Consider the following 21,482-nt stretch of genomic DNA (forward strand, 5'->3'; position numbering starts at 1 on the left):
GTCGAGCGTGATCAGTTCGCGACTGCGGCCTGATCTTTTTGTGCTTCGAGAACGCGTTTGTAGTCGACAGGCATAACTTTGACGCACTGCGATAGGAACGTGTCCCAATCGTTGAGCGCTTCAGCGGCGACTTCACTTCCGGTGTAGTCACGGAAGCGAGTGATCATGCCTTTGACATCTGCTTCCTCTTCGGCTTCTTCAATCTTTTCCAGTTCGACCAACGCCAGGTTGCAATGCAAGTTGAAATCACCGGCACGGTCCCAGACGTAAGCGATACCGCCGGACATACCGGCCGCAAAGTTACGTCCCGTTTGGCCTAGGATGACCACACGACCTCCGGTCATGTATTCACAGCCGTGGTCCCCGACCCCTTCGACGACGGTGCGAGCACCACTGTTTCGAACGCAGAAACGCTCTGCCGCGACGCCGCGGAAGTAAGCCTCTCCACCGGTCGCACCATACAAGCACACGTTACCGATCAGGATGTTGTCCTGAGACGCAAACGTGCTGCCCTTCGGCGGATAGACAACGATTCGTCCACCGCTAAGTCCCTTACCGACATAATCGTTGGCGTCGCCTTCGAGTTCGATTGTGATCCCGTGGGCCAAGAACGCACCAAGACTTTGACCCGCCGAACCGTTCAGTTTCAATCGAATCGTGTCGTCCGGCAAACCGGGTTGTCCGTAAACTTTGGCCACTTCGTTGCTCAAGATCGTACCGACGGTTCGGTTGATGTTAACAATCGGCGACTCGATCACGACGGGCGTCTTGTCTTTGATCGCGGGCTGTGCCTTGTCCAGGATCACCGACAAGTCAAGCGACTTGTCCAAACCGTGGTCTTGAGCCATCGAGCAAATCACGCCGACTTCGGGATGTGGCTTCGTCGCGACACGTAAGATCGCGGTCAAATCCAACCCGTCAGCTTTCCAGTGGCGGATCGCTTCGTCGGTATGCAGCATGTCGCTGCGACCGACCATTTCGTCGATCGTTCGGAAGCCCAATTTCGCCATGATGCGGCGGGCGTCTTCGGCAACCATGAACAGATAGTTGACGACGTGCTCGGGTTTGCCGTTGAACTTCGCACGCAATTCGGGGTCTTGCGTTGCGATCCCGACCGGGCAAGTGTTCAAGTGGCATTTACGCATCATGATGCAGCCAAGCGTAACCAGCGGAGCGGTCGAGAAACCGAACTCTTCGGCTCCCAACAGTGCCGCGATCACAACGTCACGGCCGGTCTTCAATCCGCCGTCCGTTTGCAGCACCACGCGACTACGCAAGTCGTTGAGCACCAATACCTGGTGCGTTTCGGCGATGCCGAGCTCCCAAGGCAAACCGGCGTGTTTGATACTGGTCAGCGGCGATGCACCCGTTCCCCCAGTGTCACCGGAGATCAGGATGTGATCGGCGAAGGCCTTGGCAACACCACTGGCGATGACACCGACGCCGACTTCTGAAACCAACTTGACGCTGATACGAGCGTTGCGGTTGGCGTTCTTGAGGTCGTGGATCAGCTGCGCCAAATCCTCGATCGAGTAAATGTCGTGGTGAGGCGGTGGGCTGATCAAACCGACGCCAGGCGTGCTGTAGCGAATGCGAGCGATGTTGTTGTCGACTTTCTTGCCGGGCAACTCGCCGCCTTCGCCAGGCTTTGCACCTTGCGAAACCTTGATTTGAATTTCGTCCGCGTTGGTCAGGTATTCGATCGTGACGCCGAATCGGCCCGACGCAACTTGCTTGATCGCCGAACGCTTGCTGTCGCCGTTTTCCAGCGTTTGGAAACGGACAGGGTCTTCACCGCCTTCGCCGGTGTTGCTCTTGCCGCCCAAACGGTTCATCGCGATCGCAAGCGACTCGTGTGATTCGGCGCTGATGCTGCCGAAGCTCATCGCACCAGTGCAGAAACGCTTGACGATTTCGGAGGCAGGTTGAACCTCTTCCAGCGGAATCGAATTGTCGGACGCTTTAAAGTCCAGCAGACCACGCAGGGTGCAACGCGAGCGGTTGTCGAAGTTGACTTTCTCGGCGAAACGCCAGTAAGCGTCTTCGTTGTTGGTGCGAGCAGCAAGCTGCAGGTTCGAGATCGACTCAGGCGTCCAAGCATGCTTTTCGCCTTCGGCACGCCAATGGTATTCGCCCAAGTTCGGCAAGGCTTTCGACGCGTCGGTCGCACGCTTTGGATAGCCCAGTTCGTGACGACGGATGGTTTCTTCGGCCAAGACATCGAACGAGACACCTTGGATGCGGCTTGCCGTTCCGATAAAGCACTTCGCGATGACTTCGTCACGCAACCCGAGCGCTTCAAAGATCTGTGCACCCTTGTAACTTTGCAGTGTGCTGATGCCCATTTTGGCCATCACTTTCAGCATGCCTTTGGCAACGCCCTTACGGTACGCGGCGACGATTTTCTCGTCATCCAACGTCGAATCCATCAGGCCGTCACGACGGGCTTGCCAAAGCGATTCGAACGCCAAGTACGGGTTGATCGCGTCAGCACCGTAACCGATCAGCAAGCAGTGGTGATGAACTTCGCGAGCTTCACCGGTTTCGATGACCAGGCCAATACGTGTTCGCTTGGCGGCACGAACCAAGTGGTGGTGAACCGCACCTGTCGCGAGCAACGCACTGACGGGAACGCGATCTTGTCCGATCTTTCGGTCCGACAAAATGACCAATTGGATACCATCGTCAGCCGCTTTCTCGGCTTCTTGGCAGATGCGATCGATTGCCTTGACCAGTCCCGCTTTGCCTTCGCTGCGATCGAACGTGATGTCGATCACTTTGCTGTTCCAACCTTCGTAGTTGATGTGGGACAGCGCGGCGAGTTCTTCATTGGTCAAAATCGGATGTTCAACCAACAAGCGGTGGCAATGCTCTGGGGTCGCGGTCAGCAGGTTTTGCTCCGGACCGATGTAGCATTCCAGCGACATGATGACTTCTTCGCGGATCGAGTCGATCGCGGGGTTGGTCACCTGTGCAAACAGTTGCTTGAAATAGTCATAGATCATCCGTGGCTTGTCGCTCAGACAAGCGATCGCGCTGTCGTTGCCCATCGAGCCGACGGGGTCACGCAAGTCGCGAACCAGCGGACGAAGCATGAAGTTCATCGTTTCGGTCGTGTAACCGAACGCTTGCATCCGTGGCAAAAGCGTTTCGCTATCGAAACCGTGTGCTTCGCCTTCGGGGTGCAGGTCAGCTAAGCGGATTCGTTCTTGCCGCAGCCAATCGCCGTACGGCATTTTCTTGGCGAACGAAGACTTCAGTTCCTCATCGGGGATCAATCGTCCTTCTTGGAAGTCGATCAGGAACATCTTTCCTGGTTGCAAGCGTCCTTTCAATTTGACGTTGTTCGGGTCAACCTGCAGCACACCGACTTCGCTGCCCATGATCACGCGATCATCGTGGGTCACGTAATAGCGACTGGGGCGAAGGCCGTTTCGGTCCAGTGTCGCGCCGATGTATTTTCCGTCGGTAAAGACGATCGACGCGGGGCCATCCCACGGTTCCATCATGCACGAGAAATACTCGTAGAACGCACGCTTTTCTTCGTCCATGGTGTCGTGCTTTTGCCATGCTTCGGGAACCATCATCATGATGGCTTCTTGCAGCGTGCGGCCGGTCATCAGCATGAATTCCAAAACGTTGTCAAACGTTCCGGAGTCACTGCAGTGTGGCTCGACCACAGGGAAAAGCTTTTTCAAATCGTCGCCGAAAAGTTCGCTAGCGGCGGAACCTTCGCGGGCACGCATCCAGTTGCTGTTTCCGCGGAGCGTGTTGATCTCGCCGTTGTGGCTCATGAAACGCAGCGGCTGTGCACGGTCCCAGCTGGGGAACGTGTTGGTCGAAAACCGACTATGGACCATCGCCAAGTGGGTTTCGAAGTCTTCGTCGCGAAGGTCAGGATAATATGGCAATAACTGTGCCGGGGTCAGCATCCCTTTGTAGATAATGACCTTTGGTACTGAGCGAGCAGATGTAGAACATCAACGCTTGCTTCAGGTCTTCGCTGCCGCGCAGACGATGACTCGCTTTTTTGCGGATCAAGTACAGTTCGCGTTCGAACGCGTCGCCTTCGAGTCCTTCCGATGCACCGACGAACAATTGCTCGATGACGGGCTCGGCCGCACGTGCGGTTGGGCCGACATCTGCAAGGTCGGTGGCTTGTGGGACGTCACGCCAGCCATACAGAACTTGGCCGCGATCGGCGATCAACTTTTCGATCGTCGACTTGCAGAACTCGCGTTCCGTTTCGTCTTGTGGCAAGAACACCAAACCGGCTGCGAAACGTCCGGCCTCGGGCAGGTCGACGCCCAGGTCTTCTTTCGCGACTCGTTTGAGAAACTTGTGTGGCAACCCACACATCATTCCGCATCCGTCACCTGTATTGGGTTCGCAACCACAGGCCCCACGGTGGTCCATCGCGCAGAGGATTTCGTCCGCGTCGAGAACGTTTTGGTGACTCGGCACGCCCTTGATGTGCGCGATAAATCCAACGCCGCACGCGTCCTTCTCGTACTCAGGGTCATAAAGACCTTGTGCTTCGGGAAGGTGGAATCGTCGTTGTTGGGTTTGTTCAGCTTCTGTGGAGGACATAAAAGAGAACTTCAGGGGACGGAGGAATGGGGAGAAGCTTTTTCGGGTTAAGCGACAATCGAAGTTTGATTGTCGAGCGAAGGGTTCGTTGCCGCCTTGCGGTGACTGCCACTGCTGCGTTTCTCTCGATCAGGCTCAAGAGGACGTCCCAGTAACATGGAACCAAATTCGTAACCCGCGCGGCTGGGACGATCCGATCTTCGGAAGATGATCCCCAGCGGACGGGTCATGCTGAGCGCTCGGCAGGCGACGACACGCAAGGCGCCGTTGGCCGCTTCGCGACGGATGACAGCTTCGGGTAAGAAACCGGCACTTTCGTTGACTTGAATGGCACGCACGATTGAATCGGCGTTGTCGAATTCATTTTGAAAGTCGATGCGAACGCCAGAGCGCCGCAGGACCGAATCGATCATCTGACGGAGTTCTAAAGATGATTCGAATCCGACCATCTCCAGACCATCAAGGTCTTTCGGTTTGACTTCCGTTTTGTCGGCCAAGGTATGCGCGGGAGAACAAACCAAACGGATCGGTTCTTTCTGCCAAGCCACCGCGACAATCTCTTTGCTCGAACGCGGAAAACTGACCAAGCCTAGTTCCGCGTGCCCGGCGATCACATCCTTGATCACCACCTCGTTGCTTCCATAGTGCGTGCGAACATCAACGTCCGGATACAGTCGCGCGAATTCTTCTTTCGCGTCCGGCATATAACTGAGTCCGATCGAATAGATCGCCGCGATCGGCAACTGACCGGTCATCTCACGACCCGCCGAAGAAACCTCTTCGGCCAGCCGATGGTAACGCCCCAAAATCTCAACCAGTCCGCTGTGAAACGTGTCACCCGCACTGGTCAACGATAACGGTCGCGTCGAACGATCGATCAACTGCACTCCCAGTTGCTGCTCCAATTGATGCACGGCCTGGCTGACAGCACTCTGGCTGACACCATGCGTCTCAGCAGCTTTTGAAAAGCTGCGTCGGCGGGCGATCTCGCAAAAAATTTCGAGCGTGCGAAGCTGCAAAGGGAAACACCATTAGGAAAACTTATAATTCAAATCCCGGATTTTAAGCACCGGCGAATCCGGAATGTAGTAGAACTACGTTTCCCGTCAAGACACCGGGTATCCAGCGGGGGAGGTCCGGCAGCAATGGTGCAAATCAGCGCACCATTGGCCGATAAAGCCGCCGAAGGATGATTTGATGGAGGCTTGGCCCTCAGCGAAATCATGCCAATGCTGGCCCGGATCGGACTAAACGCCTGATCAGGCGCATTAAAACCGGGGATTCGGGATCGCATTTTTCCCTGAATCAGTGGCCTTCTCGGGTCAGCGGCCCCTTGACGATTGGTGCAAACGTAGGGCCTGCGCAGTCCCCCGCGCTGTCCTTCAATCTTCGCCCGCCACACTGTCGATATCGAAACAGAGTGTGTTTTTTAGACAGTGTGTTTTGGCCGAACCTCCCCTCGGCTACTGACCAATCCTCCTCCCCCCCAAGTTCTGGAGCCCTAAGCCATGTGGCGTTCGTTCTTCATTGCCTTGGGCATCATGGCCATCATCATTGGATTCGAGTCGCTGATTATCGAAAGCGCCGACTTCTATTCCAATCGTGGGTCGAGCCCAAAGGAACTCTTGGACCCCTCTTCCATCCCCGGACAATCGGTGACCACATGGAAACCCAAAGAGTGGTTTCCTTGGCTGGTCCTGAGCGTCGGATCGCTGACCGTGATCTACTCGTTCACGCTTCCCAAGCGATTCCAAGCTGCCGGATAATCAGCCGGTACCAAAGCGATACTCACCGAGCCGTGTGGCCGAACTGATGGGGTTTCCCGGTTCGACCAGACGGCTTTTTTGATTTCGCTATCGACGGTTCATGCGAAACACACCGCGATCGCTTTTGCTGCTGTAGACGGCATTGAATCGGCCGCCCGAGATTCGTGCTGTCATGCCGTAGTTGCCCATCAGCGGCAAGCGTGTGTTTGATCGATAAAGATCAAACGTTCCTGGCACGCGATCAAGTTTGGCGGGATAGACAAACGGAACCACGACGGCAAACCGCCCCGCAAACAAGGCGCGGTAAGTGTCTGAATCAACTTGGCGAATGCGTGCGCGAAGCGGGCCGGTATGTCCCGATGTCTGGCTTGTCCAGCTTCCGATCCAGCGGCCACTAGGGTTGCCACACATTGCGGGGGAGGCCATGCAGCAGGCGATTAAAAATGCGGCGAAAACGGTCAACGTGCGGCGGCGAGTCATGGCAGGGCGTCGGTGGGATTGTGAAGGGCAAAGTCTGCTTCAGCAATCATAGTTCGCTACAGTGGGCAATCCATCTGTCTGCGCCGAACCTGCGGTCGCTTACTGAAAGACCTCGACCGGCAGGGTGAAGACCTTGCCGTCGCCGATGCGTCCCGTCCGCGCTGCTGAGACAACTTTTTCGAGTATCTCTTCGTAGCGAGACTCGTCGACCCACATCGCGATTTCGACCTTCGGCAAGAACGCTTCAGAGAATTCTGTTTCTTGGTACTCGTCCAGATAACTCTTCTGACGCCCGTACCCTTTGACTTCGCTGACCGTGATCGCTTCCAGCGGGGCTCGCTTGAGCGATTCGAGAACTAGTTCGGCTAGGTGCGGCCGCACGACGGCGATGATCTGTCTCACTGCATCCCCCACAAACGTTTCTTTTCGGCGATGTATTCAGTCAGTGTACCGGCTTCGATTGCCGTTCGCGCCCCGGCCATCACTCGCTGGTAATAGTGCAGGTTGTGAAGCGACAACAAGCTCGGGCCAAGCATCTCGCCTGCGATAAAGAGGTGTCGCAGGTAGCCTCGGCTATGGCGCGTACAAGTGAAGCAGTCACAGGTCGGATCGAGGGGGGAAGTATCCGTTTTGTGAACTGCATTACGAATTTTAACGTGCCCGTTTTCGGTAAACGCGAATCCGTTGCGTCCGTTTCTCGTCGGCATCACACAATCGAAAAGGTCGATTCCTCGCGTGATGCTTTCCAGCAAGTCGATCGGTCGTCCGACACCCATTAAGTAACGAGGCCGCTCGACCGGCAACTCTGGCGTGGTCGCCGCGGTGATGCGGTACATTTCGTCCGGCGTTTCACCGACGCTCAAGCCACCGACCGCAAATCCTTCGAAGTCCATCGTTGCGAGTTCTCTCGCGCATTGCTGACGGAGCTCGGTATTCAAGCCGCCTTGGACGATCGCGAATTTGGCTTGGTCGGCTCGACTGGCATGTTCTAGACAGCGTTTCGCCCAGCGGATCGAACGCTCCATTGCGTCCTGGACTTCGCCATCGGGCGCCGGCAATGCGACAACGTGATCAAGCACCATTGCGACGTCACTGCCGAGTGCCTCTTGGATCTCGATCGAGTACTCCGGCGTTAGATCGACAATCGCACCATCAATGTGACTGCGAAAGACAACGCTTTGTTCGTTGATCTTGCTGATGTCCTTCAACGAGAACACTTGGAATCCGCCGCTGTCGGTCAGAATCGGGCCGTCCCACGCGAACATGGCGTGTAGCCCGCCGAGTGCGCGAACGATCTCCGGGCCGGGGCGCAATCCAAGGTGATAGGTGTTGCCCAGGATCATGTGAGCGCCCGTCGATTTGACTTGATCGATTGTCAAGCCTTTGACCGTTCCCTGCGTTCCGACCGGCATGAAGCCCGGTGTTTGAACAGGACCATGGGGCGTCTGGAAGGTTCCGCGTCGCGCACCGGTTTGCGGATCGGTCTGGTGCAATTCAAAGCGAAACGACATCAAGCAAGATCGACTTGGTTCAGAGCAGCGCAATCACCTGTGTCTTGCCGAGAAGCATACAGAGTCATGCCGAAAAAAGTTTTGGGCCCAGGTTCAGGTACTCAACTCCAGGGCCTTAACAAGAACGGTCGGGTCGGCACATGATGCTCGACCCGACCGGTCAGTAGATCACAATAGGACCGCCTGCGTGTGTGACGCGGCGATCCGATAAGCGTCCGGATCAGTCACCACGAAGCTTCAAACCGAGGTCGGTCAGCTTCTCACGGACTTCCGTCAAGCTGGTCACACCAAAGTTTTTGCATTCGAGCAACTCGTCGCCAGTTTTGCGAAGCAGCTCGCCGATGGTGTTCAGCTGCAAACGTGCCATGCACTTGCGAGCACGAACCGACAGGTTCAGATCCGAAATCGGACGCTCCAGCATCGCCTGTTCGTCGGGCGACAGGTGGCTGGTATCGACTGGCGGATCGGCTGTCTTCTTTTCGTGAGCGAATTGACCCAGCTTCAGTCCCTTGGACGTCAGCATTTCGCGGATTTCGATCAGGCTGGTTTCGCCAAAGTTCTTGCTCGACAGCAGTTCTGATTCGGTCGTGCGAGTCAGGTCGCCAACGGTTTCGATGCCCATTTTCGACAGGCAGTTGCGGCTGCGGACGCTAAGTTCGAAGTTCGCAACTGGCATCGCCAAGGTTTGCGTCAGGCGATCGTTGCGACGCTGCATTTCTTCGTCGTACAGCATGTTGCCGTTCGCCGAAGCGTCCTTGACGTACAAGCGGGTGCGTGGATCGTCGGGGTGCGAATCCAAGATCCGTTTGTAGCAAGCTTGTGCCTTGTCAAACTCGTTGCGATCTTCATAGATCAGTCCCAAGTTGATCAGGGCGCCGACACCGGTTGGGAACGCCTTCGCGGCACGCTCGTAAAGTCGAATGGCTTCTTCGTCGTTGCCCATGCGATCGTTTTCCCACGCCAGCCCGAATAGGGCGCCTGCATGGTTTTCGTCGGTTTGGACGGCACGTTGATAAAGCGTGATCGCTTCGTCGCGTCGACCGCCAAGGTAGGCAACCGTTGACGCGCGTTGGTACATGTATTCGGCAGTTTGCTCGGCAGGTCCAAAGATGTCGTCAAGCAACATCATGGCCTTTTCGATTCGACCGGCGTAGCGGTTGGATTCAGCGATGAAGATCTTGCATTGATCTTCGTTGTAACCAGCCGTTTGTGCTTTTCCGTAGGTTTGAATCGCATCGTCGTAACGCTTCAGCTCAAACATGCTGCGAGCGGCGTAGAACAATGCGGTCGCACTGCCATCGGCAGCTTGGAGAGTTCTCAATGACTCCGAGAAACGGCCCAGCAAGAACTGGCAAACACCCATTTTGGTTTTGCCGGCTGGAGTGATGTTCTCGTCGTGTTCCATTTCGGACACGGCATCGCGGAGCTCTGCGAAATGACCGTAGTTTTCCGCGATCATCTGACGAATCTCCACTACGTCATTCGGGCCGAACGAATTGTTCGACAGAATGAGTTCCTTCAAGTCGACGACGTCCAGTTCGACTTCATTCATCAGGTCCAGTTTCTCCTGCCCGATCCGAGATGGGCTGTTGAAGGACATATAGGCTTCCGGTGATCTCAACGGTCGAGGTCTGCCGTAGCTGGGGCAATACGCGTGGGGAATCTCCCCAGGATTGGAATATTTACCGAAAAAAAAGTTTTTTGTCGAGTCGTGGCACGCGGATCGCTCAGATTCCGGCACAAATCCTTGCCAAAACTTCGCCGAAAGTGACAAATTCGCGGGATTCACCAATCGTTCGCAGCGACTTCACTTTGTCGGAAATCTTTTCTGAAACACTAGCTGACAGCCAAGTGGTTCACTCACAGCACCACCATCCCCTCGCATAGGCCACCATGATGGCACGCCTAATGGGATTGGAAACCGTGGCCGAAACACAGGAACGGAGCCTGATCCGCAGCGATGTGAAAAACAATTGGAAAGCACCCTGGTCGAGTCCGACTTCGTTTTGTAATTTGCTGGACGTTCCGAGGGTCGCTGACCGATATCCTCGGGACAAGACCTTGCCGATGTAGCTCAGCTGGTAGAGCGTCGCATTCGTAATGCGCAGGTCGCCGGTTCAAATCCGGCCATCGGCTCTGCAACGTCGGAGTGCAATCTCCGATCTTCTGCCCGTCTCTTGGGCTCGCGATTTTTTCAAAATTGCTTCCGCCGCCCAGCATTGATGAACGCCGTTTTGTTACTGGCCGCTTTCTACACGGTGGCTCTTTGCAGCCCCATTTCTTGTAAGTCAAGGCTCGCGCTGCAGGCAGGACCGGACGAACCGAATGGGTGAATTTGCTTACGACACCTGTTGTAGCTAGGATTGGGCAGTGGTATCGCACCTAGACGGGTGCTGGTTGAATCTTGCAACGGCGACACCGCGTCCCAGGAGGGATCGCGGGCCGATGAATCGCCGACTTCTCTTCCTCCTCTTCCCCACCATCACAATCAAAATGCGAATTCGATTGTTCTTGCCGCTGTTGGTCGCGCTCTTTTGTCTCCCGAACTTTGCCGAAGCGGCAGTGGTAAACGGCGATTTCTCGAGTGGCGATCTAACCGGATGGACAGTGTTTAGAGACGCGAACGGAATCCTAAATGGGGACCCAAATTCGAACGACGCGCCCGAAGTAAACTTGTTTGACGTGACCGGAAACGGCGAATCGTTGGCAGTGCAGTTCCGCGTCGGGCGAGACGGGTTTCCCGTCGAAAACGCCGGTGGTGGAATTTCTCAGACGATTGAGACGGAGTCCGGCGAGTTGTCGATTTCAGTTGATATCGCTGTGTTCTCAACCGGGAACAATGCCCAAGGGGGACAGTTCGAATTATCTGTCAACGGAGTGATACTTGAGACGATCGATATCGGTGACATGACAGTCGATCAGACCATTCGTGATCAGCTTTCCGGGACAGTCCGGGTTGGGCAAGGCAGCCAACAAGTCCAGTTAGCAGTTCGCCGAATCTATAGCGCCGGAAGCGCTGGCACTCCGGTCCAGTACCTCGACAACATCATCGCAACGGTTTCACCGGTCGCGATTCCGGAGCCCACCTCTGCGATTTTCTTGGCGTCGATTGGGATACCAATGTTTGTACGGCGTAGACGCTAGAGCGTCCGCGTCGTCAGCGAGCAGCCAACCCTTGCCGATCAGCACGTTGATCGTCGTGCTGCGGCAAGTCGTTACTGGCAATGTCGCATGAAGGTCGCGTATCGCATAGGCTTAGCGTGTCATCATCAATCCGTCGACCAAATGGCTGTCTCGGATTTTCTCCAATGCCCGCTTTTCGATTTGACGAACTCGTTCACGTCCAATGCCAAATTCCGATCCAATCTGACTGAGGGTCTGAGGAGTTTGGCCGCCAAGTCCATAACGCATTTGCAATAGCCGCCGCTCGCGAGCATTGAGCTTATCAAGCACAAGTCCAAGCTGACGTTCGACCTCTTGGTGGTGCATCGCGTCTTCGACTGGTTTGCAGTTCGGATCTTCGATCGCAGTCATCATGTTGTCTTCATCGGTGTCGCGGACAACCGACGTCGTTCCAGACAGCAACGTCTCCGCATGACGAAGCCGTGCTTCGCTGATATTTAACGCCTCGGAAACCTCGCCTCGGCTAGGACGATAGCCGAGTTCATTTTTAAGGTTCTCTACCCCGCTGAGCATGGTCTTCATCGTTTGCATCGCGTGCTGAGGGATCGTCATCGAAAACCCATGTGACGACGACGATCGAAACATCGCTTGACGGATCCACCACGTTGCGTACGTCGAGAATTTGAAGCCACGCGTATGGTCAAACTTTTCGACCGCCTTCATCAACCCGACGTTGCCTTCCTGAATCAGATCGAGCAACCCCATGCCGCGGCCAAGGTGCTTCTTGGCAACGGAGACGACCAACCGAAGGTTTGCTTCGGTTAATAACCCGCGTGCATTCACGTAACGGCGATGCTGCATACGCACCTTTCGAATCCGGTTGCGGATGCCGTGCAATTCTTGTTCGAACTGTGCCAGCATACCAAATTGATGATCCGTCTCATGTAGACCGACCACCCGGCCACGACACAAAGCGACCTCTTCGAAGACGTCCTCGAACCATTCGATTCGGATCTGCATCTCTTCGATCAACTCGACAATCTTTTCACGATTGCGAACGAAGGCCAGTTTCTTGCGTTCAAGCTCTCGCTTACCGAGCTTGTCCGAAAGTAGTTCTTCGAACGCCGCACGCTGTTTCTTTCGCAGTGCGATTAACGTACGCAGGTTGATCGGCAAACGTCCCATGATCGAGTCCTTTGCGTCGTGATCGGACACACAGAAATCGAGTTCGCGGTCAGGACGACGATTGCCCTCAAGAATCGCCTCCAGCAATTCGATTGCCCCGTCCGCCACCGCAGCGATGCGCAGTAACTCTTTACGAAACTTCGCTCTCGCACGATCGAGTTCGATTGCGATCGCCACCTCTTGCTCTTGCGTCAGCAACGACCGCTTCGCGATTTGCTCAAGGTACAAATCAACGGGATCTCCAGCGGCAGTATCGAGCTTGCCTCGACCTGGGCGATTGATTTGACGTCGAGTTTTTAGATCCGCTTGATAAGAATCGTTCGACTCGCGAAGCGGATCGCTGCGACGTGAACGTCGGGCTTGGACCTGTCCCGCGGCAATGCTTGCTGGAACGCTATCGGTTCCATGCGTCGTGGGAACGTGCCCCGCACGAAGTGAAAATGCTGCGTCGCGGTCGAGACGCGTCGAAGCGACCCCCGCATTAGCAGTCAAGTTTGAAAATTCGGTTTGTGTATCGGCCAGGATGACCATGGCGGTGCCTCTTGGCGTTGGCGTTGTTTAAAGGACTCTTGCAGACCCTCTTTAGTACGATTCGGTAAAAGGGAAGTTCCTTGCGGGGCAATTTGCCTCGTGAGGGTGAGCACAAACGATCAAAAAGATTTTTTTTCGGCTTTTAATCGATGCCCCTAATCTTGGTCTGTTAACCGCGAAGGCGAATGTACGGTTAACTTGACTTAAGGCTATACTGGCTCAATGACCGCACCGGACTCGAGCGCCTTTCACTTCAAACCGTCCAACGGTTCGCCCAACGCTGAGTTACAGTGCGACCGATCCCCCTGGACAGACGCGACAATCAAGACCAACGGGACGGCTCTGAGCCTCAAAAACTCACCTCGGCACAATTCAACTCGGCATGTTGGAGTTTTGAACGTTGGAGTTTTGATCGGTGGTGTCTGCCTCGCTGGCATGATCTATGTCGCGTGCTATTTCCATGCCAGCCTACGTGAGCAGGTACGGAAAACCCTCGAATCAACTCATCGCGCGAACGTCGCGGCGTTCCAAAATTGGCTCGACGAGCAACTAGCGATCGCGACTGAAGTCGCATCGATGGCTGATGTCCATCGTGACGCGATCTTTGATGCCTCAGGCGGACGGCAAACCACCGAAACGCTGGAGCGGGACAATCTTCGTCTTGCCGAACGCTGGCAACGGAGGTCCTGGCACTGGGCGTTGCTTCAGAACACGGGGCAAGTCTTAACCGCCTCGTCAGATGATTTTTCCAATCGCTCCCTGCCACTGACGCGACGAAACTTGGCGTTGTTGGCCGACGGGAATGCCACTTGGATTAAACCGTTCCGTGTTTCTGCCAGCGACGTTTCTGCCAGCAACGTTCTTTCAAATGACCGGAATCCGTCGAATGAAACGGAAGATGGCGAAACGAAAAGCCGCGAAAGCAATGTTCGCGAAGTTCGATACCATGCTTCGGTCGTTCCGCTTCGCGATGGCGTCGAAACGTTTGGGGCAATCGCGATCATCCAGCCAGCCGATTCTCAATTCACGAACCTGTTCGTCGAATCCGGTTTTGGGAGGACGGGCAGAACGTTTGCTTTCGATCGCGACGCTACCGTTTTGACCCGTACGAACCTAAATCATTCGATCAGCTCGACGCACGATAGAAGTCAGCTTGATCACTCGCGGCGGCTAACACGAATGGCGGACTCGGCAACCCGTGGCGGAGCTGACACGGACTTATCGGGTTACCGAAATCACGATGGCGAACTCGTCATCGGTAGCTGGCAATGGCTGGAAGACTTCGACCTCGGCATCGCGACGGAGATGTCTGCGGAAGAAGCTTATGCGCCGCTAAAGGCGATGTGGGTTCGAACGGCAATCGTGCTAGTGATTATCACCGGATGCTTAGGGTTGCTCTACGTTTCTCCCCGGAATGCACAGAGGGTTGCAGCGTCATCCTCGTCCTCAGGGGGCACTCCGGCGCGCCGACTGGGCGACTACGAACTGCAACAGCGGATCGGCCGTGGCGGCATGGGCACTGTGTATTTGGCAACACACGAACCACTGGAACGTCGTGTCGCCATCAAGGTGCTCGAAAACGCCGACGCGACTGAACGCTCTCTCGCACGATTCCGCCGCGAGGTAAGGCTGTCTGCACAATTGATGCATCCCAACACGATCGACATCTATGACTTTGGCCGCACTCCCGATGGAACGTTTTACTATGTGATGGAGTTCGTGGAAGGCATTTCGCTGGAACAGTTGGTCGATTACTACGACCGCCAGCCCCCAGACCGAGTGATCTATTTGCTTGTTCAGATCTGCGGTTCGATCGCGGAAGCCCACGCGGCTGGGCTGGTTCATCGCGACATCAAACCGGCGAATATTCTGCTGACATCGCGAAGTGGCATTCACGACCTGATCAAAGTGGTTGACTTTGGACTGGCCAAACAGCTCGATCACGAATCCGTCCAGCTGACACGAACCGATTCGTTAACAGGCACGCCACTCTATATGTCTCCCGAGTCGATCCGGGACGCGTCGACGGCGGGAGTCCTCAGCGATATCTATTCGATTGGCGCGGTCGGGTACACTCTGTTGTGCGGGTCCCCCCCTTTCGCAGGCGACTCGGCGGATGTGTGTGCACAAAAACTACACGCCGATCCTGAATTGCCTCACTATCGCATTGGTGGCACGATCCCGGATGATCTACAGCAAGTTTTAATGCAATGCTTGAGACGCGATCCCAAGGAACGTCCACAATCGGCGAAAGAACTTGCGGCGCGATTGCTCGCATGTGCCGATAGTCCCCATTGGACGCAAACAGATGCGGGGATATGGTGGCAAGAGATTTTTGACGGCCCGTATTTGGAAGATTTCGAAGCGGTATTGCAATCGACTCTCGATGGGCACACTCGCGGCGAAACGGCCGTCAACGCGCCACGCCCACCGAAAATTGCCCCCGGCGGAACAACAGCCAGCTGATAAAGAACGATGTTTGGCTACAAACGACGAAAGAAAACCGAAACGGTCCAGTGGCCGCACCTTCAAGCGTTGTTGGAAGACGATGACCAACGAGCGGCGATCGACCGGCTTTTTCCACAGCCTCGTCGCGAAAGCTTTTTGACCGCATTGCGGCGAATTGCGCCGCAGCAAGCGAATGATCTGGTCTCGCTCGGCCGCCAAGTCCAGCATGGCGCTCAACTGGCTGAGTACCCGACGCTGGCGATCGCCGGAATGCTCAACAGTGGCAAGACGAGCTTGGTGGCGAGCCTGCTCAGCCCTTCCGGACGAGCCCGAACTTTGCGGGGAATCGCCAACCGGCACGGCACGCACCGCTTCGTCCTTTGGATGCCACAGCGGTGGCGCGAGGAACCCGAACTATGGTCACTGTTGCTGGAGGACTTTGGCAACGCGGTTGGCAATGCGCCGGAGTTGTTGCACGACGATCCGGAACTGGCGCACGAGCAATACAACAACCGAAGCGGTGGTGTCGATGCCCTGGGAGTGCCGTTGGTCGCGACAGACCCGGCGCTCGACGAACTTGGGATCGGATTGTTGGACTGTCCCGACATCGTGTCGGACGAAGTCTTCGGCGTTGGTTCTCCACAACGAAGGCGGGAATTGCTGGGGAAAGCGTCGACCTTTTGTAGCGCCTTCATGATCGTGTCCACGCCCGCGATGGCGCGTGACAGAACTCTGGGCGAGATCTTGCAAACGGTTTCCGATCTGATGCCGGGCATCCCAAGGCTGCTGGCGGTCAACAAGATTCGCCCTGGCCAAGAACCCGAAGACATCCTTGAGTCGTTCGCGCCCCAAACGGACAAGTTCGGTGTTGAAAGGATTTATGGGGCCTACGATTTTGAGATCCCCAAGAGCGATCCGTACATTCCGAAAAAAGTCGTCGATGGCGATCAAGTCGTCACCGTCGAACAGAACGTCGATGATCCGGTGCCAGTTTTCTATTCGATCGACGCACGCGCCGAACACAACCCACCGGCTGAGATCGATGCCAGCCGCTTGCTTGTCAATTTGTCATCGGAACTCGATTGCCCCGAGTCGTTCGAACGATTCCTTCGCGGAAGAACTGCGGCACTGCGTCGATCGGTCTGGGACGTCTCGTTAAATCAGCTGCAACAGGATTGCGAACAGTCAGTGCGACTGAGCGAACGTGCTCGTCAAACGATTTTGGAATCCACCATCAGCCTGTTTACCAAGCCGAGCGGACAAGGCGGAACCGAGATCCGCATGCACCAGTCCAAACATATCGTGCAGCAGCTTGCCGATGCGTTTTGCCTGGCCGCACCGTGGTACGCGCGACTGGGCGTACGCATCAACACGTTCATTCAAAAGAAAGCGAAAGCGGCGACGGACTTGATGACGCAGTATGCCCCCACGGCACTTGCGGAGAGCTATGCGGAGTCGTTCAAAGAAAAATTCAAAGCAAAAAAGGTCGGGCATCTAATCGCCCCCGATGACCTGGACACGACACTGCGTCGCTTCGGAGCGCCGCTGACGCTGCGGCATTGGTTCGGTGACGAAAACGACCCGATCGATGCGGCGCTGTGGAACACCACTTTAGAAGACACGCTCCAGGCATTCGCGATCAATGACCGCGTGCAATTCGATGGTGACCAATTGCAAAAGGTTGCCGAAGAAATGTGGCTGCATGTCCCCAAGCATAAGAAGCTGGCCTTCGGTTTGACTCCACTTGCTGCACTGCTGGCAACCTTCGGAAGCATCCTGATGTTGCCGTTTGACTTTGGATCGTCAATCATCGCGAACGCTTCGATTGTGGAACTCTTCGCTGCGGCCGGGCTAACCGCGTTTTCGGCATACTGGGCTGGCGGCAAGAACGCTCAGATCTTGACCGCCCAAGCGGCTCTCGAACAAATGTCGATGTTCTATGTTCTGTTGTGCCAGCATCTCGGTGTCGCGCCCGGCGATCCGATGCCGACCATCAAACTTGGGCCGCAGTCTTATCGATTGCCGGTTCCAAACGTCAACAAAGCATCAGTTCACGAAACAACTCCCAAGCTTTCGGTCTACCGTACGAACGAAGTCTTCCTCAAGGAACTGAACAGTCTGATGCCGCCGACCGCTTCTTGATTGAGTCCACTGTCATTCCGCTAACTATCGCATCAACCACCATCCGTCCATGGACCGCAACGTAACCAGTCAACCCGTCGCCGCCCAACACGTCGCGACCTTGCCGATGGAGAACGAAGGCAATGAGTTCCTGCGGCGCGTTCGCCATGCGGCCACCACGGTGCTGGGCAATAGCGAAACGGGCCGCCAAGTCCGCGCCCTTTGTGACGAACACGCAGCCGCTAGAAACCTGATCTGCCAAGACCGCGCCGCCGGTGCGCTGGTGCTGGCCGTCGTTGGCGCCACCGGTCAAGGCAAAAGCTGGTTGGTTCGCCAGTTGATCCGTCACTCGCCGATGAAAAACTCGATTCGCAGTGGCAATAATTTGGACCAGACGACCGAACAGTTGGTCTGGGTTGGACCGCAACCGCCTGCGGATTTGGACGGTCGCTACGAAACCTATATCCGAGTTTCGAGCGACGAAATGGAACCGTTCGGCATGCCGTATCTGTTGGTCGATGCTCCTGGTGCGACCGACGATCGTGATGCAATCGTCGACGTTGCCCGACGAGCGTTATCGCTTGCGTCAGCCATCGTGCTGGTTGTTCGACGTGACCAAATCCGCGGTCAGACCCCCAGTGTGCTTGCCGTTGCCAGTGAAGGAACGATCGTATTGCCAGTGATCAACGCGGTCTCTGCCGAAGACGACGCGGTTGGAGCCGATGTTGATGCGTTCGTCGCTAACCTGCGTTCGGTGGCACCGACCAGCGTGATCGCGCGGCCAATCTTGTGCGAAGACTTTTTCGTCTCGCAACAAACCGAAGAGCAGATCGGCGAAACGGTTGCTCATGATGTGATGGTGCGGTTGAAAAGTGAGCTGGAAAACAACCCAGACAGTGATCGACGACGTTCGGCACGTCTGGACGCGCTCGACCATCGCTTTCGCGCCGTGCTGAGCGGACTTCTGGCAAGCAAACTGCCAGGACTAACCCAAGCGGTCGATCGATTAAACGACGAGGCCACCAAGTTGCCCGGGCAAGTCGCCCAGACATTGGTGGGCGCAAACGGTCCGCTCGCGGCAGCTGTGCGAAGTCGCCTGAGGCTGTCGCTGCTGACTTCCATCGGCGCGATCTGGTTTCCCTTTCGGACCGTGTTAGGCATCCTGAATCTGACGAGTGGTGCGTGGGACCGATTGCTGTTGTCGCTCTCCGGATCGCTGCCGTCACTGCTAAGCACGATTTGGACGTCAACGAAGACTTTGGCTGGGGATCGAGACGCCAGCGAAGAAATTCGCACCGGGTTGCAGCGACGTAGCTCAGCCGCCGTCAGCGATCGACTCGGCCCACTGGCCAATCAGTTCCGCGATGAGCTCGAACTACTCCGTTCGGCTGACACAGGGGAAAACGCCACCGCTTCCATTGCTGCGCGGAACGATTCTTCACAAGTCGCCTCCCTTTCTGGAATCGAAGCTCTACAAGAGCAATCACAGTTCATCTTTGAAGACGCGATCGAACAAAACTCGATCCGTTGGGCGACGCCCCTGGCATTGATCGGGACGCTGATCTTTTGGTCCTTGATGGCTGGCCCGTTTGTAGCGCTCTACAAAGAATACCTTAGCGCCAGTTTCAATTCGTTGTCGACGACGGGGCAGCTTCATGAACATGTGATGGAGCGTTTTCCAAAACCAGAGTTCGCAATGGTGTTAACCAGTGTCGTGCTCTCTGTCTTGCCCACAGCGATTTTCGCGATGATCGCGATTTCGATTGCCCAGTCCAAAGGCCGAACCCGAGCGGCAATCAAGCAGATCCGTGATCAGCACGATGAAGCAATTGCCAAGCTGCAGCGTGAAGGCGTCTTGCGTCTCCGTTGGGACGAACCGCTGCTGTCTGACGCCGAATTCCTGATGACCGTTGGTAGGATGTAACCGATCGGCATCCTGCGATAGACTGCGAACATCAACAGGCTGCCAATCCGTCGACCTCCCGTTCTGACGAACCGACGATGATCCAATTCTGCAACGCAACCATCAATTACTTCCACACCAATTTCGTTTCCACATGGACCGCGCTTCCGGCGACGTTTTTGGCGTGGCAAGGTCACGGTGCTGATGCCGAACCCGCCGGCTGGTCGGACATTCTCTTGAGCGGCGGAATTACCGGGGCTTTGATCCTGATCGTGCTGCTCGGGCTTAGCTTTTTTGCATCCTACCTCGTGTTTGATCAAGTCATGACGCTGCGCCGCGGTGAAGTCCTTCCCGATGGATTGAGCGAAACCGTCCGTCAAGCACTGTTGACCTCGCGGCTTGCCGAAGCCGACGCGGCGTGCCGCAGAGAGCCCAGTGTGCTCAGTGTCGTTCTGCTGAGCGGTCTAGCCGAGATGGACTTCGGTTGGTTGCAAGTTGAAAAGTCTGTCGAAGATGCCCTCGCCGAACAGTCTTCGCGAATGATGCGGCGAATTGAGTATCTTTCCGTCATTGGGAACATCGCCCCAATGGTCGGACTACTGGGAACCGTTACCGGGATGATCTTCGCATTCCAGCAAGTGGCAACAACGCGCGGTGCAGCCGGTGCGGGCGACCTTGCCGAAGGCATCTACCAGGCACTCGTTACAACGGTTGGCGGACTTGTCGTTGCCATTCCATCGCTGGCCGCCTATGCGATTGCCCGCAATCGAGTCGACAGTCTGATCGCGGACGTCGCTTTTCAATCGCAGCACGCGCTCGCGCCCATTAAACGGCGACCGACAAAACAGGTCGCCCCGCCAAAACCGATGAAGCCCAGCGGTCAGTGAGCGCCACGCATCACGGCGAATCACAACGCATCACGGCGTCCCCCGTACTTATCAATACGAGTTTCCAGAACGGTTAAGCTCGTCAATTTGACTGTTCAAGGTCAGCAAGTCGTACACGACACCGATGCCAAGCAGGCCACCGGTCAACAAGTACAACACCCCGCTAAACACCTTGCCCATATAGATGCGGTGGACGCCAAAGACGCCCAGGAAGGTAAACAACACCCAGGCGAGTGTGTAGTCAATCCAGCCGGGTCGGTACCTTTGTTTTGCCTCGTGCACCATCGCAGGAATCAAGAACAAGTCGACGATCCAACCGATCAATAATAAGCCGCCTGTGAAAAAATAGATCGTACCGGAGATTGGTTTGCCCAAGTAAAACCGGTGGGCTCCAAAGATACCGAGGATCCAATACAGATACGCGGCAACGTCCAAGTGCGTCGGTGGTGACACCGATGCCATCTCGGTTGGCGAAGCGCGGTATGCGTCTGGATAAGTTTGCATTGCAGTGATCCTCCTTTCGTCCATCAAATCCGCCGAACAACTTGCATTGGTTAACGGCGTGTGCTTTGGCAGTCTTGCTGCGTCACTACTTTTGGTTCGCAATTACCGTTCCGATCTTGGTGATCTCGTGGCGAATGCGTCGACTTTTTACGCAACCAGAAACGAGTCACTCCCACAGCTCCGTAGCGACCCAACCGACGACCGCTTCGCTTCTTGAACGCAGATCTTGGACCCTGGATGGCGATATCCCGCCACCGTCCGGCGTGATTGCTTACGGGCGCAGAACTTTTTAGCGGATATCACCACTGAACATGTGCGGAGTAGCCCATCTGTATCCTCGTCTAGGGTAGTCTGCACACCCTATTGGGTGCTTAACAGGCGTATCAAAGGCGGTGTGAGAAAGATGGGATACAGGCACAGTCGTTGTTCACTG

The 21,482-nt window shown here is 55.8% G+C and carries 13 protein-coding genes, 1 tRNA gene and 1 pseudogene; 7 read left to right on the forward strand and 8 right to left on the reverse strand.

Features of this window, described 5'->3' with window-relative positions; translation table 11 throughout:
• Nucleotides 1-11 precede the first annotated feature (11 nt).
• Nucleotides 12-4,590 (reverse strand): annotated as a pseudogene (gene gltB / locus CGZ80_RS01940) (glutamate synthase large subunit).
• Nucleotides 4,591-4,637: 47 nt separating this feature from the next.
• Nucleotides 4,638-5,609: a LysR family transcriptional regulator gene (locus CGZ80_RS01945; protein ID WP_094411086.1), complete on the reverse strand. Its 972-nt coding sequence runs from the start codon at nucleotides 5,607-5,609 to the stop codon at nucleotides 4,638-4,640.
• Between the two features lie 489 nt (nucleotides 5,610-6,098).
• On the opposite strand from CGZ80_RS01945, the gene CGZ80_RS01950 reads away from it, so the two are divergent.
• Nucleotides 6,099-6,356, forward strand: a complete 258-nt coding sequence (locus CGZ80_RS01950) for a hypothetical protein (RefSeq protein WP_094411087.1) — start codon at nucleotides 6,099-6,101, stop codon at nucleotides 6,354-6,356.
• Nucleotides 6,357-6,443: 87 nt separating this feature from the next.
• Here the strand turns inward: CGZ80_RS01950 and CGZ80_RS01955 are convergent, their stop codons facing one another.
• The 4 genes from CGZ80_RS01955 to CGZ80_RS01970 all read right to left on the reverse strand — a co-directional run bounded on the left by CGZ80_RS01955 (nucleotide 6,444) and on the right by CGZ80_RS01970 (nucleotide 9,947).
• Nucleotides 6,444-6,836 carry a hypothetical protein gene (locus CGZ80_RS01955; protein ID WP_143543694.1) on the reverse strand — a complete coding sequence of 131 codons (393 nt, stop codon included), beginning with the start codon at nucleotides 6,834-6,836 and terminating at the stop codon, nucleotides 6,444-6,446.
• A 99-nt stretch (nucleotides 6,837-6,935) separates the two neighbouring features.
• Nucleotides 6,936-7,238: a P-II family nitrogen regulator gene (locus tag CGZ80_RS01960; RefSeq protein WP_094411089.1), complete on the reverse strand. Its 303-nt coding sequence runs from the start codon at nucleotides 7,236-7,238 to the stop codon at nucleotides 6,936-6,938.
• Complete coding sequence (gene tgt / locus CGZ80_RS01965) at nucleotides 7,235-8,347, reverse strand: tRNA guanosine(34) transglycosylase Tgt (RefSeq protein ID WP_094411090.1); 1,113 nt, start codon at nucleotides 8,345-8,347, stop codon at nucleotides 7,235-7,237. The genes CGZ80_RS01960 and tgt overlap by 4 nt, the downstream gene beginning before the upstream one ends.
• A 220-nt stretch (nucleotides 8,348-8,567) precedes the next feature.
• Nucleotides 8,568-9,947, reverse strand: a complete 1,380-nt coding sequence (locus CGZ80_RS01970) for a tetratricopeptide repeat protein (RefSeq protein WP_233148169.1) — start codon at nucleotides 9,945-9,947, stop codon at nucleotides 8,568-8,570.
• 463 nt (nucleotides 9,948-10,410) lie between these two features.
• Between CGZ80_RS01970 and CGZ80_RS01975 the strand changes: the two genes are divergently transcribed.
• Together CGZ80_RS01975 and CGZ80_RS01980 are read left to right on the forward strand one after the other, a co-directional pair.
• Nucleotides 10,411-10,483, forward strand: a tRNA-Thr gene (locus CGZ80_RS01975).
• A 357-nt stretch (nucleotides 10,484-10,840) separates the two neighbouring features.
• Complete coding sequence (locus CGZ80_RS01980) at nucleotides 10,841-11,491, forward strand: hypothetical protein (RefSeq protein ID WP_094411091.1); 651 nt, start codon at nucleotides 10,841-10,843, stop codon at nucleotides 11,489-11,491.
• A gap of 111 nt (nucleotides 11,492-11,602) precedes the next feature.
• On the opposite strand, the gene CGZ80_RS01985 is transcribed toward CGZ80_RS01980, so the two are convergent.
• On the reverse strand, nucleotides 11,603-13,186 hold the full coding sequence (locus CGZ80_RS01985; protein WP_094411092.1) for an RNA polymerase sigma factor RpoD/SigA: 1,584 nt from the start codon (nucleotides 13,184-13,186) through the stop codon (nucleotides 11,603-11,605).
• Between the two features lie 393 nt (nucleotides 13,187-13,579).
• Here CGZ80_RS01985 and CGZ80_RS01990 point away from each other — a divergent pair, with 393 nt between their 5' ends.
• The 4 genes from CGZ80_RS01990 (at nucleotide 13,580) to CGZ80_RS02005 (ending at nucleotide 20,545) form a co-directional block, all read left to right on the forward strand.
• Nucleotides 13,580-15,652 (forward strand): serine/threonine-protein kinase, encoded by a 2,073-nt coding sequence (locus CGZ80_RS01990; RefSeq protein WP_158222511.1) that lies wholly within the window; start codon nucleotides 13,580-13,582, stop codon nucleotides 15,650-15,652.
• Between the two features lie 9 nt (nucleotides 15,653-15,661).
• The gene (locus CGZ80_RS01995) at nucleotides 15,662-17,776 is read left to right on the forward strand and encodes a hypothetical protein (protein WP_094411094.1); all 2,115 of its coding nucleotides are present in this window, start codon (nucleotides 15,662-15,664) and stop codon (nucleotides 17,774-17,776) included.
• A 49-nt stretch (nucleotides 17,777-17,825) separates the two neighbouring features.
• Nucleotides 17,826-19,679, forward strand: a complete 1,854-nt coding sequence (locus CGZ80_RS02000) for a hypothetical protein (RefSeq protein ID WP_094411095.1) — start codon at nucleotides 17,826-17,828, stop codon at nucleotides 19,677-19,679.
• 77 nt (nucleotides 19,680-19,756) lie between these two features.
• Nucleotides 19,757-20,545: a MotA/TolQ/ExbB proton channel family protein gene (locus tag CGZ80_RS02005; RefSeq protein ID WP_094411096.1), complete on the forward strand. Its 789-nt coding sequence runs from the start codon at nucleotides 19,757-19,759 to the stop codon at nucleotides 20,543-20,545.
• Nucleotides 20,546-20,596: 51 nt separating this feature from the next.
• Here the strand turns inward: CGZ80_RS02005 and CGZ80_RS02010 are convergent, their stop codons facing one another.
• Nucleotides 20,597-21,049 carry a TM2 domain-containing protein gene (locus CGZ80_RS02010; RefSeq protein WP_198953606.1) on the reverse strand — a complete coding sequence of 151 codons (453 nt, stop codon included), beginning with the start codon at nucleotides 21,047-21,049 and terminating at the stop codon, nucleotides 20,597-20,599.
• Nucleotides 21,050-21,482 lie beyond the last annotated feature (433 nt).

It is taken from the genome of Rhodopirellula sp. MGV, from assembly GCF_002251265.1.
GTDB classification, from domain to species: Bacteria; Planctomycetota; Planctomycetia; order Pirellulales; family Pirellulaceae; genus Stieleria; species Stieleria baltica_A.